Here is a 13481-nt window from a genome sequence, read left to right as displayed (position 1 = left end):
CAGCGAACGGCTGCGGTTCCGTACGTCAGGACGCAAAGCGTGCTCCGTTCACAGGGCTAGGGAGGCCGGCGTCGCGCTCCCGCAGGGCCCGTCGCAATGCCAGCCGCAACAGTACGTGCACCGCTACGTACACCGCGGTAGACGTCCACGCCGCGGCAACAGCGCCGTAAGTGGGCGCGAAGAGTGCCAAGCCGGCCACGGTGCCGACCACGCCGGTCCACTCACACCGGGACACGAGACCCGGCCGGCCGAGACCGCGCAGCAGGTCGCCGAGGACCTGGTTGACGGTGAATGCGACCGCGCCCGGGGCCAGGATCAGCAGCAGGTGCACCACGTCGCCGAACTGAGGGCCGAATAGGGCGGGCACGATCCAGGGCGCCACGACGACGATCACGATCTCGATGCCGAGCGCGAGGACGGTCGCCCCCCGGACCGATCTGCGGATCGTGTGCAGTGGATCGGAACCAGCGGCCAGTCTGGGGAAGGCCACGTTGCCGAAGGCGACGGCGAGCGGACCGGCGAGCAGGCTGAGCGTTACCGCCACGGCGTACTGCCCGAGCGCCGCCGCCGAACCCACGACGGCGAGCACGAGCTGGTCGAACCTGCCGTTGATGTTGTTGGGCGCGGTGGAGGTGACATTGAGCAGGCCGTAGCGGAGCAGGTCCCGCGCCACGTTCCGGTCCCACCGACCGCCGTGACCCCAGCGAGCGAACCAGCGGCGCGCGAACAGCGTCTGACCGAGCAGCGAGACAGCGAGCGCCCACATGGTGGTGGCGATGGTCAACGCGGACGCCGACCAGAGCACCGCGACCACCACCAGGAACAGCACCGGCTGCAGCAGCCGGGTGAGGTTCCATCCCGTCAGTGCGGTCGCCTGCAGCGCGAAGGTCGCGCCGGTGCCCGCGAACGAGACGACGATGCAGGCAGGCACGATGAAGAACGCCGTGCGGGCCGAATGCTCGTCGAACGCCGTGGCGCCGAGTACCACCGCGAGCAGGCTCGCCGCAACGCTCAGCGGGACAAGCAGCAGGCCGCACGTGCGCACCTGCGCGGCCCGGCGATCCGGGTCGCGCGCGGCGTAGTAGACCACGGCCGACCCGAGGCCCAGCTCGAAGAAGACGAGGGCGATGCCGAAGTAGGTCGTGGCCGCGGCGTAGACGCCGCGGCCCTCGGCGCCCAGGACGCGCGCCAGCCCGATGCTCGTACCGGCGGCGACGACGCTGGTGGCGGCGTTCGCGAGCGCGGTACCGCGCACCGTCCCGAACCCGATCACGGCCGAGGCCCGACGACCGACGCGGGCCCAGCTGCCGATCGGCGGCGTGTCCTCGGGTACCTGCGCCGTCATCGGGGCCGCGCGGTTGCCGTCAGCCGCTCGTACTCGTCGACGAATCGGCGTATCCCGGCCTCGGTCGAGAAGCGTGTCTCGCACCGCTCGCGGGCGATGCGAGCCATGGTGTGCCCCTCGGCGTCGAGGATGCCCGTGACCGCGTCGGCGACCGCCGCGGCATTGCCTGCGTCCTCGTTACCGACCAGCACGCCGGCCCGCTCGTCGCCCAGACACTCCTGCGCACCGGCGGTACGCGTGGCCACGACCGGAATCCCGCTCGCCATCGCCTCGAGCACCGACACACCGAGACCCTCTTCCTGCGAGGTCTGCAGGTAGACCGACGCCGAGCGGTAGAGCTGCGGCAACGCGTCGGCGGGCAGGTCCGCCCGCACCGAGATGCGGTCGGCGCATCCGCTTCGTGCGACGAGCGCCGCGAGGTCGTCGGGCACCGGACCACGGCCGGCGAGCAGAAGCGGCGGGGCGTCCGGCCGGCGTCGCGCGAGCTCGGCGTACGCCGCCACGAGCCGATCCAGCCGCTTACGACGCTCACCCAGTCGACAGACCGACAGCACGGGACCGGCGCTCTGCCATCCGGCCGGGTGCGGCCGGAAACGGTCGGTGTCCACGCCCGGGGGCGCGAGCACGGCGCGACGCGCTCCAGAGCGCTGCGCGTGGGCGAGCATCTCGGTGTTCTCGACGAACACGACGTCGGCGCGACGGAGCGCTCGATCCTCGACGCGCGACGTGGCGGCCGTCATCAGCCCGCGCCACCTGGCCACGGCCGCCGAGCCGTCCACCCCCTTGGCCGCGCGTTCCCACGCCACGGTGGTGGCCACCTGCAGCGCGACGGGGCGGCCCACCCGCGACGCGATCCAGGCCAGCGCCGGCGCGCCCGCCACCACCTGGACGAGGTCGTAACCGGCGAGCACGCGGGTGAGCTCGCGCCGCGGCCGGTAGCGCATCGGCTCGAGCTCGACGAGGTTCGCGCCCCACAGGGTGGCGTCGAGGTCGTCGGAACGGCCGCCGCGGAGCGACGGTCGCACCCAGGTGCGCGGCCGCGTGAGCCCGCGACTGTGCGGGTCGCGGCCCGACGTCGCCACGTCGTGGACGTCGACGGTGAACCCCTCGGCGCGCATCGCGTCGCGCAACCACCGCGCCACCGACGGGACGCCGCCGCCCACGCCGAGGCCCTGCGTCAACAGCGCGATCCGCGTCGTCATCGCGCGGCGGGCGTCGTGAGAGCGAGCGCGAGGACGCCGGGCCCCGACTGCTCGGCGAGCCAGGACGCGTAGGCGTCGCGTGCCTGCCGACGGCGGCCCACGCGCTCGTCCACCGACAGCGCGAGCCACCGGTCGAGGACCGCCGCGACGGCCGGCGGCGTCAGGTCGGGCAACACCTCGCCCCCACCGGCCGCCAGGCATGCGCTCCACGGGGTCCGGTCCGAGCAGATGACGGGACAGCCGACGGACAGGCTCTCGGCGATGACGTGCCCGAAGTTCTCCCCCAGCGTCGGCAGGACGAACGCGTCGTAGCGGGCGAAGGTGTCGGCCACCTCGGCCGGCGTGACCACGCCGCGGTACTCGACGGTCACCCCCGGTGGCAGAGCGGCGATCGCCTCCTGACAGCGCCGCCAGTACTCCCCGTCCTCGACCGGCCCGTAGACGTCGAGGGCGGCCGGGCCGCGGACGTGACCGAGCGCCGCCAGCACGGTGAGCAGGTTCTTCATCGGGACGATGCGGGAGACGAAGACCAGGCGGACCGGTCCCGGACGCGGTTCGAGCGGCGCCGTCGACGGCACGTGCGGGCTCGACTCGGAGACCACGAACACCCGCCGGTCGGCTCCGAACGCGCGGCGGATGTCCGCCTCGTCCATGGCCGACGAGGCGTGCCAGGACGGTCGCAGGACGCCGAGCAGGGCGCGCAGCACCGGCTTGACCACCTTCTTCTTGCGCGCCTTGATCGACAGCGCCCCGGCCGACAGCTCGCCGCGCGGCGCCACCAGCACGCGGCGCGCGGGTACCACTCGCAGCACCGACAGCAGCAACGGCAGGATCGTGAACCACGGGTCCCAGAGGCTGTTCACGTAGAGCAGGTCGACGGGGCCGCCGCGGATCGTCTTGATCGCCCGCCACCAGTGCCCGGGTCGACGCCGGTCGAGGTAGAGGATGTCGAGGTCGCCCCGGGTGACCGTGCGACCGGACAGGCCGGGGTACGGCGCCGTGTCGCCGAGGTCCCGGTCGTTGGTGAGGAGCAGGATTCGGATGCCCTCGGCCGAGCTGACGATCTGCTTCACCGACGGGATCGGGCCACCTGCCTTGTACCCCGGCTCGAAGTAGGCGCTGGTGACGACCACGCGGGGCCCGCTGCCGGTCACCGGCCGTCCTCGCCGCGAGCCCCGGGGGTCTGCCGAACGCCGGCCAGCAGGTCCGACAGCGCCCGCGCACCGGCACGCCGCGACAAATGGGCCAGGTAGTACTCGCGCCCCGCGGCTCCGCGCTGCGCCAGCGACGCGGTCTCGACCGTGGCGATCCGGGCCACCGCGGCCGCGAGTTCGGCGGCCTCGCCCGGAGTCGTCGTCCAGCCCGCTCCCGAACGCTCGATCAGGGCGGCGGCGTCGCCCTCGACGCAGCCGAGCACCGGTTGTCCGGCGGCCAACAGCGACTGGATCTTGCTCGGCAGGGTGCGCCGGAACAGCTCGGTAGGTCGCAGCGAGACGAGGTGCAGGTCGGCGACCGCCAGCACCGACGGCATCTCCGCCGGCGGCTTGGAGCCCAGGAAGTGGATGTTGTCGAGCCGGGCGTCGGCGGCCCGCCGGCGCAATGCCGGCTCGGCGACCCCGCCCCCCACCAGCGCCACGTCGATGTCGGCGTGCTCGCGCAGCAGGGCGGCGGCGTCGATCACGGTCTCGAGCCCCTGGGCCTCGCCGAGATTGCCCGCATACATGACGGTGAACGGCCGTGTCAGGCCGAGCGAGCTCTTGAGCCGCGAATCGAACGGCTGCGGCCGGTACCGGTCCTCGTCCACCCAGTTGGGCACGAAGTGCACCTTGTCGCGGTCGATCCCGCGGTCGGCGATCAGCTCGGCCATCCCCGGCGACGTGACCGCGATCGCGCCGGCGCTGCGGTAGATGGCGTCGCACAGCCGGTGCAGGGCGCGCTGGGCGGGGCCGTCGGCCGAGCCCTGCGACATCCCGCTCGCCGTGACGCTCTGGGGCCACATGTCCTCGACCAGGAGCACGAACGGCGTCCCCCGCCGCGCCTTGATCGCCATCGCCGGCAGGGCCGCGGTGATCGGGCTCGAGTAGACGAGGGTCGCGTCGGCCACCGGCAGGGTCGAGGCCGCGACCATGCTGGCGCTCGTCGCGAAACTCAGGTAGTTCGCGGCCCGTCGCAGCAGGCGCGTGTCGTGGCTGGGGTACAGCGGGGCGCGATGGACGGGCACCGAGTCCACGACGTCACGCTGGTGGAACCGCTGCCGGTACCCCGGGAAGACCTTGCCGTCGGGATAGTTGGGGAACCCCGTCAGCACCTGCATGTCGTGGCCGAGCCCGGCGAGGGCGGTGACGATCTCCTTCGGCACGCCGCCGTCACCGAACTCGGGCGCGTACCACTGCGACACGAACGACACCCTCATCGGTCACCGCCGGCCGGGTACACGCGTCCGCCCCTCACGACGCGACGTCCTCGGGCGCGAGCTCGGCGAAGCTCGTGATCTCGCGATCCACCTCGCCGCTGCGCGACGGCACAGCCGCGTGCAGTCCACCGGGCCGGGTGATCCGTACCGTCGTCCACCCGAGCCGGCGCGCCGCCACGAAGTCCTTGCCGGGGTTGTCACCGACGTAGGCGCAACGCTCGTGCGCGACGCCGAGGCTCGTCGCGACGTGGACGAAGGCGCGCACCGCGGGTTTGTACCACTCCGGCCCGTGCGAGTCGGTGACGACGATCGATCCCGCGGCGGCCTCGAGGCCGAGGGCCCGGATCTTGGCCCACTGGCTCGCCGCCGGCCCGTCCGTCACGATCCCGAGCCGGGACGGTGGCAGCGTCGCGACGAAGGCGGCCGCGTCGCCGCACGGCCGGATGGCCGGTGCGTGGGTCCGGTAGACCTCGACCATGGCCGCGACCTCCGGGGGCGAGAGCGGCCGTCCCCGCGCGGCGAAGGCGTCGGTCAGCGTCGACCGGCGCGTGCCGGCCAGGAAGAGCTGCCACGCGGTGTCGCCGACGCCCGTGACTCCGACCGCCGACGCCCCCCACTCGCCGACGGCGTCGAAGCCGCTGCGCACGTAGTCCCGTTCGAGGTAGACGGTGTCGTCGACGTCGAGCACCCAGGCGGTGATCGTCATGTGGTCAGGTCCGGGAAGCGGTCCGCCTCGGCGAAGACGGCGTCGTCGTAGCGCAGCATGACGAGATCGGGACGGGCGTCCGCCGGCACCGGCCCGCCGGCGCCGGCGACGAGCAGGGGGAAACGGCCGCCCGCCTGCCAGGTCAGCGGGAAGCCGCCGCCGAAGCGTGGGTTCAGCTCGAGGAACGTCACCGACCCCGTGCTGTCGTCGACGAACACCTGCACGTTGAGGACGCCGAACGCGCCCGGCAGCGTGTCGACGAACTGCTCGACGGCGCTGCGCAGCGCCGGGAGCTCGACGGTGACCGCCTTGGCGACCTCGCCCGCCCGCACCGCGAGCCGACGGCGCGCGCCCATGCCGACGAGCGCTCCGCGGCGGTCCACCCCGAAGTCGACCGTCACCTCGTAGCCGGGCACCTCGCCCTGGACGATGTAGTCGTCGGGCAGCGACGCCAGCATCGCGGGATCGCACCGCTCGGACCGGACCAACCCCACGGACGACGATCCGCCGCGCGGCTTCGCGACGACCGGGCCGACGAGCTGCCCGGCACGCTCGTCGCGCACCTCGAACGTCGTCGGAGACGCGAAGCCGTGCCGCGTCAGCCAGTCGTGGAAGAGCCACTTGTCGCTCCCCAGGCCGACGACCTCGGGAGACGAGACCCAGACCGTGCTGCCGGCCGCGGCGAAGCGATCCGTCGCCGCGGCGAGGACGGCGAGCTCCGGGTCGATGGTCGGCACGACGTGCGTGATGCGATGGCGGCGGCAGACGTCCAGCATCCGCTCGACGAAGGCGGGGTCGTCGGCCCGCGGCACCAGCTCGAACTCGTCGGCCAGCAGCCCCGCCGAGGACAGTGACGAGCAGTCCACCGCCACCACGGTCCCGCCGCCGAGCAACGCGCCGGCCTCGCGCAGGATGCGAACGAGGTGGCCCCGCCGGCCCGCGCTCGACACCAGCCAATTAGTCGACGACACGCAACGCCCCGTCGAACTCGGGCATCGTCACGTCGCCGTCGGCGGCGATGCCGTCGCGACGCAGGACCGAGCCGAGCGTGCGCCGGACGATCTGCAGGTCGAGCCGCAACGAGCGGCGGTCCACGTAGTCGACGTCGGCGGCGAACCTGGCCTCCCAGTCCAGCAGGTTGCGACCCGACACCTGGGCCAGACCGGTGACGCCGGGGCGCACCTCGTGGCGCCGCGCCTGCGCCGGCGTGTAGCGCTCGAGGTACCGCACGAGCAGGGGGCGCGGGCCGACCAGGCTCATGTCGCCGCGCACGACGTTCCACAGCGTCGGCAGCTCGTCGAGGCTGGTGCTGCGCAGGAACGCCCCGAACGGGGTCATCCGGTCGGCGTCGGTGACGAGCCCGCGCGCCGGATCCGGTTCGCGCATGGTGCGGAACTTGGTGAGCGTGAACGGTTGGCCGTGGCGTCCCGGCCGCGGCTGGCGGAACAGCACGGGACGGCCGAGACGGCGGGCGACCAGCACCGCGATCACGGCCTGCACCGGCGCCGAGATCACGAGGGCCGTGCCGCCGACGACGACGTCGAGGACCCGCTTCACCCGGTCGTAGGGTCGCGCGACCGCCGCGGCGGCCGTCACCGGGCGGCCAGGAAGTCGTCGATCGCGGCGCGGACGCGCGCGAGGTCGGGGTCGGTCATGCCCGATCCGCTGGGCAGCGTGAGGCCGCGCGCGAACAGCCGCTCGGCGGTGCCGTCGACGAGACGCTCCGTGTTGGCGAACACCGGCTGCAGGTGCATCGGCTTCCACATCGGCCGGCTCTCGATGCCCCGCGCGGCCAGGTGCTGCGACAGCTGCGTCGGCGACCACCCGGCGGTCGGGTCGACCACGATGCAGGTCAGCCAGCAGTTGTCGGCCGCGTCGTCGCCACCGAACACCTCGACCCCGACCACGCCGTCGAACTGCGCGCGGTAGGCGGCCCGCACGGCCCGGCGCCGCTCGATCATCCGGTCGAGCCGGGCGAGCTGGGCACGGCCCAGCGCGGCCAGCACGTTGCTGAGCCGGTAGTTGTAGCCGATGTCGGTGTGCTCGTAGTGCGCGACCGGCTGTCGCGCCTGGGTCGAGAGGTAACGCACCCGCTCGGCGAGCGCGCCGTCGTCGGTCAGCAGCATGCCGCCGCCGGACGTCGTCATGATCTTGTTGCCGTTGAACGAGAACACCGACGCGGCGCCGAACGAACCGGACGGCCGTCCGTCGCGCGTCGCGCCCACCGACTCGGCGGCGTCGACGAGGAGGGGCACCTCGAGCTCGGCGGCGAGCCGCTCGATCGCGGCGAGGTCGCAGCACTTGCCGAGCAGGTCCACCGGCACGATCGCGCCGAGGCGCCGCCCGCTGTCGACCACCGTGCGCGCGGCCTCGGCGAGCAGGCCGACGTCGACGTTGCCGGTCGCGTCCGAGTCGACGAAGAACGGGCTCGCCCCGGTGTAGGCGATCGCGTTGGCGGTCGCCGCGAAGGTCATGGTCGAGGTGAGGACGACGTCCCCGCGCCCGACGCCGAGGGTGAGCAGGCCGAGGTGCAGGCCCGCGGTGCCCGAGGACAGCCCGACCGCGTGGCCGACACCGACGCGGGTCGCCATCTCGGTCTCGAACGCGGCGAGGTCGGGCCCGGCCGGCGCCACCCATCCCGACGCGAGCGCCGCGGCGACGTACCTGCTCTCCAGCTCCCCGACGTCGGGGGCCGAGAGCAGAACGGCGGTCACCTGCTCAGCGAACCATCTGCCGGCGGTTCTCGCCCGCAGGCCCGCGGGACGCGGCCAGCCGAGCCCAGGGCTCGGCCGCGATGCGCCCCGGCTCCAGGGCGGGGACGTCGACGTGCGAGATCAGCCGGTGGAAAGGACGCTGCTCGGCCTCGCCGTCGGCCAGCAGCTCCTCGTGCAGCTTCTCACCGGGCCGCAGTCCGGTGAACACGATCTCGACGTCCTTGCCCGACATCGCGATCATGCGCGACGCGACGTCGACGATGCGCACCGGCTCGCCCATGTCCAGGACCAGCACCTCGCCGCCCCGACCGATCGCGCCGGCCTGGATCACCAGCTGGCATGCCTCGGGGATGGTCATGAAGTAGCGGCTGACACCGGGGTCGGTGACGGTCACCGGGCCGCCCTTCTCGATCTGCGCGGCGAAGGCGTGCAGCACCGAACCGCGGCTACCGAGGACGTTGCCGAAGCGCACCGAGATGTAGCGGACGCCGGGGTGCCGGCTCGCGAACCACGAGGTGAGCCGCTCCGCGAGGCGCTTCGAATGGCCCAGCGCGCTCGACGGGTTCGCCGCCTTGTCCGTCGAGATGTTGACGAAGTGCTCGACACCGTTGGCCGCAGCGGCCTCGAGGACGTTCAGCGTGCCCTCGACGTTGCTCTTCAGCGCCTCGTACGGGTAGCGCTCCAGCAGGGTCAGGTGCTTGAGCGCGGCCGCGTGGAAGACGACCTGCGGCTGGTGCTCGAGGAACACGTCGGCGACCGCCGCGCGGTCGCGGATGTCGACGAGCACGATCTCGGGCGACTCCAGCAGCGCCCGGCCGTGGATGGACAGCTCCACCGCGTGCAGCGCCGACTCGTCGCGGTCGAGCATCACGAGTTCCTCGGGTCCGAAGCGGTGCAGCTGACGGCACAGCTCCGAGCCGATCGAGCCGCCCGCTCCGGTCACGAGCACCCGGCGACCGGTGACGTACTGCGCGATCGCGCGCACGTCGGTGTCGACCGGCTGGCGGCCGATGACGTCGGCGACGTCGAGCTCGCGCAGCGAGGACAGCCGGACCTGCGGGCCGCGCAGCTGGTCCTTCAACGGCGGCAGCACGAGCAGCCCCACCCCGGCCTCGGCCGCGATGTCCGAGAGCCGACGCAGCATCGTGGCGTCCGCGTCGTTGACGGCCACGACGGCCCGCGTGGCGCCGGTGAGGGCCGCGACCTCGCCGAGCTCGGCGAACCTCCCGCGCACCCGGACGCCGTGGACCTGCAGGTGACGCTTGCCCGGGTCGTCGTCGACGAAGGCCACCGGGACGAACGGCGAGCTGGCGTCCTGCCGCATCCGCTGGGCCAGCGCGGACCCCACCCAGCCGGCGCCCATGATCACGACCTGCTCGGCGTCGTGGTCGTGCTTCACCGACGCGTGGATGATGAGCCGCTTCGCGACCCGCACCGCGGCCAGCCCCATCACCGCCAGCGGCCACGCGAAGAACGGCACCGACCGGGGGATGCCGTCCGGCTCCAACGCAGCCACCACGGTGAAGGCGAACGCCGACACCGCAGTCGCGCTGACCGCCACGTTGCGCATCTCGTCGAAGCTGCCGACTACGTAGCGTCGCCGGTGGATGAGTCCGATGGCGCCGAGCACCAGCTGGCCGCCGGCCAGGAACAGCGACAGGACCGACACCGGACGCCACGGCACCGTGCCGGGTTCGAAGTCGTATCGGGCGATCGCGGCGACGTCGGTCGCCACGATCCACACCACGACGTCGGTGAGGATCGCCGAGATCAGGCTCTTGGACTGGCCGAACGCGTTGTCGCCGCGCGGCCGCGCGTCGGACGGAACGCTCACGGGAGGGGCCTCTTTCACTACGGTCGTCGCAACGACGGGCCGCCCCCCGACATCCCGTACCGGTTGCGAATGTAGGTGACGTGTTTATGCGCGGCAACCGGAGAATCGGGGGACGGACGCGGCGCGACGAATTCCGACCGTGCCATCGGCAGGTCGCGGCCATTCCTGAGGTGACAGAATCCCCGCATGTCCGAACCGCCCGAACGACGCGCCGGCCTCGTCCGACGCGTGCGCGCCTGGGCCCGGGGGACCCCCAACGGCGACGCTGCGCTGGTCATGCTGGCGGCGGGCGGGATGCTGATCGTCGTCGCCGCCGTATTGGCGATCGTCGTTCTCTAGGGACTTTCCGCCCGCATTCGGGACTCCGACTTGCATGTAAGAAAACTGTTGTGTTAGCTCTGAGTCGGTTACTCTCAGATACGCCCCGTCCGGCTCCGCCCCCAGGCCGCCCAGGAAGGCCCCCCGCCTCATGTCCAAGATCACGCGCATCGTCGTCGCCCTCACCGGGCTGGCGCTGCTCGCCCTCGGCCTGGCCGTCCCGTCCGCCGCGGCGCCGTACACGCCCGGCGACGAGACGGCGGCCGTCAGCACCACCAACCCCGAGCCCGGGGGCAGCCTGACCGTCTCCGCGTCCGGCTTCGGTGCCAACGACCTCGTCACCATCGACCTCCACAGCCGCGTCTACCGGCTCGGCACCGCCCGGACGAACGCGAACGGCGACCTGTCGGCCACCGTGACGCTGCCCGAGGGCGTCACCGGCTCGCACGAGATCGTCATGACCGACACCGTCACCGGCCAGGTCGTCTCCACCGCGATCACCATCAGCGACAGCACCGCCGGCAGCACCGACTCCGGCTCGGCGAGCGGCGGCAGCTCCGGCAGCTCGGGCGGCACCGCGGCCACGGGCGTCGCCGTCGCCAGCATCGGCGGCGTGGGCGTCCTGCTGTTCCTCGGCGGCGCACTGCTGCTGGTCATGGGCCGGCGCCGCCGGGTCTCCGCCTGACCATCCTCGCTTCCGTCAGGGACGGCCGGTCTCCGGCCGTCCCTGATTACTGTCCGGTGCCATGACGACGCCCGCGGAGCCGGAGCCCGGCGCGGACCCGTTCGACGGGCCCGAGTGGGCGACCAGCAGGCAGCCCGACGTCGTCGACGGCGCCGACGGGACCGCCCGGTCGAGCCGGCACCGGCGCCGCGTGTCCCGACGCCGGCTGCGTCGACGGCGCCGGTGGGGCGTCGTGCTGATCACGCTCGGCGGCCTCGTCGTCCTCACCGGCCTGTGGATCGTCGTCACCGGACTGCTCGCCCGCGGCGAGCTGAACTCCGCGCGGGGCGACGTCGCCACGCTGCGCGAGCAGATCGCCCAGGGCGATCTCGCCGGGGCCCGCGCGACCGCCCGGACGCTGTCCCACCACGCCGACCGCGCGCACGGACTCACCACCGGACCGTTCTGGGCGGCCGCGGCGGCCGTCCCCGGCGACGGCAACCCGGTCCGGACCATCCGCGAGCTGACCGACCAGATCGACACCCTGGGCGACGACGTGCTGCCGCGGCTGGTCGACGCCAGCACCAGGCTGGACCCGCAGCGGTTGCGACGTCCGGACGGTTCGATCGACCTCGCCCGGATCACCGCCGTGGCACCGGTGCTCGACGACGCGCGGGGCGCCGTCGACCACGCCACCGCCGAGGTCGCCGCCCGGCCCGCGCGGACCTGGTTCGGGGTGGTGGACGCCGCGCGGGCGCAACTGCTCGCCCAGCTGCGCCAGCTGGGCGCGACGGTGCGCTCGGCCGACCTCGCCGCGCGCATCGCGCCCCCGATGCTCGGCGCGGACGGCGTGAAACGCTACTTCGTCGCGTTCCAGAACGACGCCGAGGCGCGCGGCACCGGCGGCATCCCCGGCGCGTTCGCCATCCTGCGCGTCGACCACGGCCGGTTCTCCTTCGAGCGCTTCGAGTCCGACGACCGGCTCGGCGAGATCCCCACCGGGTTGGACTTCGGCCCCGACTACGCCGACCTGTTCGACGGCGCGCGCACCACCAGCCTGTACGGCAACAGCAACCTGAGCCCGCACTTCCCGTACGCCGCGCAGGTGTGGATCGCCATGTGGCGCAAGGCGTCGGGCGAACGGCTCGACGGCGCTTTCGCCCTGGACCCGACCGCGCTGTCCTACCTGCTGCAGGTCACCGGCCCCGCTCCGCTGAAGGACGGCTCGCAACTCACGGCCGCCAACGTGGTCGCCCTGACGCAGAGCGACGTCTACGCCCGCTTCCCCGCGTCGTCGGACCAGACGGCTCGTAAGCGCTACCTGCTCGACGTCGCCGCCGCCGCGAGCCGGCGTCTGCTCGACAGCCGGGCCAGCGAGACGGCGTTGCTGCGCGCCGCCGGCCAGGCGGTGGGCGAGCGGCGCATCCTCGCCTACAGCACCGACGCCGCGGTCGAGGCCGACCTGGCCCGGACGGCCGCCGGCGGCATCGTGCCGCGGACGACCGCCCCCTACGTCGGGCTGTCGATCGTCAACGAGGGCGGCAACAAGCTCGACTACTACCTGGATCGCGCCATCACGTGGCGCGCCGACGGCTGCCGTCCGCGGCGGGCCGCCACCGCCACCGTCACCCTGCGCAACGACGCCCCGGCCCGCGGACTGTCCTCGTACGTGACCTCGCGCAGCGACCGACACGGCCCGGGCGTGCGGCCCGGTGACCAGCGGCTGCTGGTGTCGTACTACGCCACGCAGGGCGCGCAGCTGAGCTCGGTCACCGTCGACGGGAAGCCCGCGACCGCGTCCGCCGGCCACGATCTCGGCCACTCCGTCTACACCGTCGATCTCGAGCTGCCCCGCGGCACGACGCGCACCGTCGTCCTGCATCTGGACGAGCCTCGCGGCGCGGGCGCCCCGGTGGTCCTGCGCCAGCCCGGCGTCCGGCCGCTGCAGGTGGACGTCGCGGCTCCCGACTGCGGCTGACGGCCGGACGTCAGACGGTGAGCACGATGATCACCGCGACGGCGACGAGCACCAGCCCCAGCGCCATCAGCGCGCCGGCGATCTCGCCGTTCGGCGTGTGCCGCATCCAGCGCAGCAGCCGCCGGTAGGGCCGGCCCAGGCGGCTGCGCCGGCCGTGGCGCTCGTGTCGCTCGTGGCGGCTCGCGCCGTCCGGACGGGTCACCGCCGCGATCCTCGCGCCGCCGTTGCCATCCGCACGCGCCGATAGTAGGCCGCGCCCGCCAGCGGACGAGGCACACGAGACGGCCGATAAGGTTGAGCGGAACAG

General features: G+C 73.3%; 13 protein-coding genes. 3 read left to right on the top strand and 10 right to left on the bottom strand.

The genetic code is table 11. The annotated features are described in order from the left end of the window. Positions 1-25: 25 nt before the first annotated feature. Genes BUE29_RS09690 through BUE29_RS09650 form a run of 9 tightly spaced genes read right to left on the bottom strand, consistent with a single transcriptional unit; the run spans position 26 to position 10214 of the window. Entirely contained in the window at positions 26-1345 is a 1320-nt protein-coding gene (locus BUE29_RS09690; RefSeq protein WP_073389115.1) for an oligosaccharide flippase family protein, read from the bottom strand. Continuing rightward, a complete protein-coding gene (locus BUE29_RS09685) occupies positions 1342-2547 on the bottom strand; it encodes a glycosyltransferase (RefSeq protein ID WP_073389113.1) in 1206 nt (401 codons plus the stop codon). Before BUE29_RS09685 ends, BUE29_RS09690 begins: the two co-directional genes overlap by 4 nt. Continuing rightward, the gene (locus tag BUE29_RS09680) at positions 2544-3701 is read right to left on the bottom strand and encodes a glycosyltransferase family 4 protein (RefSeq protein WP_073389110.1); all 1158 of its coding nucleotides are present in this window, start codon (positions 3699-3701) and stop codon (positions 2544-2546) included. The genes BUE29_RS09685 and BUE29_RS09680 overlap by 4 nt, the downstream gene beginning before the upstream one ends. Further along, complete coding sequence (locus BUE29_RS09675) at positions 3698-4960, bottom strand: glycosyltransferase family 4 protein (protein WP_073389107.1); 1263 nt, start codon at positions 4958-4960, stop codon at positions 3698-3700. Before BUE29_RS09675 ends, BUE29_RS09680 begins: the two co-directional genes overlap by 4 nt. A 34-nt stretch (positions 4961-4994) precedes the next feature. Continuing rightward, positions 4995-5666: an HAD family hydrolase gene (locus tag BUE29_RS09670; RefSeq protein ID WP_073389104.1), complete on the bottom strand. Its 672-nt coding sequence runs from the start codon at positions 5664-5666 to the stop codon at positions 4995-4997. Beyond that, positions 5663-6637 carry an ATP-grasp domain-containing protein gene (locus tag BUE29_RS09665; protein WP_143168092.1) on the bottom strand — a complete coding sequence of 325 codons (975 nt, stop codon included), beginning with the start codon at positions 6635-6637 and terminating at the stop codon, positions 5663-5665. The genes BUE29_RS09670 and BUE29_RS09665 overlap by 4 nt, the downstream gene beginning before the upstream one ends. Beyond that, complete coding sequence (locus tag BUE29_RS09660; RefSeq protein ID WP_200800117.1) at positions 6624-7223, bottom strand: sugar transferase; 600 nt, start codon at positions 7221-7223, stop codon at positions 6624-6626. The genes BUE29_RS09665 and BUE29_RS09660 overlap by 14 nt, the downstream gene beginning before the upstream one ends. 35 nt (positions 7224-7258) lie before the next feature. Continuing rightward, positions 7259-8380 (bottom strand): DegT/DnrJ/EryC1/StrS family aminotransferase, encoded by a 1122-nt coding sequence (locus BUE29_RS09655; RefSeq protein WP_073389098.1) that lies wholly within the window; start codon positions 8378-8380, stop codon positions 7259-7261. Between the two features lie 4 nt (positions 8381-8384). Further along, entirely contained in the window at positions 8385-10214 is a 1830-nt protein-coding gene (locus BUE29_RS09650; protein ID WP_143168091.1) for a polysaccharide biosynthesis protein, read from the bottom strand. Positions 10215-10400: 186 nt separating this feature from the next. Between BUE29_RS09650 and BUE29_RS22450 the strand changes: the two genes are divergently transcribed. From BUE29_RS22450 to BUE29_RS09640, 3 genes are all read left to right on the top strand, one after another. Further along, complete coding sequence (locus tag BUE29_RS22450; protein WP_159440855.1) at positions 10401-10553, top strand: hypothetical protein; 153 nt, start codon at positions 10401-10403, stop codon at positions 10551-10553. 130 nt (positions 10554-10683) lie between these two features. Beyond that, positions 10684-11217 (top strand): hypothetical protein, encoded by a 534-nt coding sequence (locus BUE29_RS09645; protein ID WP_073389095.1) that lies wholly within the window; start codon positions 10684-10686, stop codon positions 11215-11217. A 61-nt stretch (positions 11218-11278) separates the two neighbouring features. Continuing rightward, entirely contained in the window at positions 11279-13174 is a 1896-nt protein-coding gene (locus BUE29_RS09640; protein ID WP_084180885.1) for a DUF4012 domain-containing protein, read from the top strand. Positions 13175-13184: 10 nt separating this feature from the next. Here BUE29_RS09640 and BUE29_RS09635 read toward each other — a convergent pair whose 3' ends face one another. Further along, the gene (locus tag BUE29_RS09635; RefSeq protein ID WP_073389093.1) at positions 13185-13376 is read right to left on the bottom strand and encodes a hypothetical protein; all 192 of its coding nucleotides are present in this window, start codon (positions 13374-13376) and stop codon (positions 13185-13187) included. Between the last annotated feature and the right edge of the window lie 105 nt (positions 13377-13481).

Origin of the sequence: Jatrophihabitans endophyticus, assembly GCF_900129455.1 — a bacterium.
Lineage (GTDB): Bacteria > Actinomycetota > Actinomycetes > Mycobacteriales > Jatrophihabitantaceae > Jatrophihabitans > Jatrophihabitans endophyticus.
This window is presented reverse-complemented; position numbering and strand designations above follow the sequence as displayed.

Coding starts and splice junctions, on each gene's coding strand:
- BUE29_RS22450 (WP_159440855.1), top strand. CDS start 10,401: ATGTCCGAACCGCCCGAACGACGCGCCGGCCTCGTCCGACGCGTGCGC.
- BUE29_RS09670 (WP_073389104.1), bottom strand. CDS start 5,666: ATGACGATCACCGCCTGGGTGCTCGACGTCGACGACACCGTCTACCTC.
- BUE29_RS09640 (WP_084180885.1), top strand. CDS start 11,279: ATGACGACGCCCGCGGAGCCGGAGCCCGGCGCGGACCCGTTCGACGGG.
- BUE29_RS09675 (WP_073389107.1), bottom strand. CDS start 4,960: ATGAGGGTGTCGTTCGTGTCGCAGTGGTACGCGCCCGAGTTCGGTGAC.
- BUE29_RS09690 (WP_073389115.1), bottom strand. CDS start 1,345: ATGACGGCGCAGGTACCCGAGGACACGCCGCCGATCGGCAGCTGGGCC.
- BUE29_RS09685 (WP_073389113.1), bottom strand. CDS start 2,547: ATGACGACGCGGATCGCGCTGTTGACGCAGGGCCTCGGCGTGGGCGGC.
- BUE29_RS09645 (WP_073389095.1), top strand. CDS start 10,684: ATGTCCAAGATCACGCGCATCGTCGTCGCCCTCACCGGGCTGGCGCTG.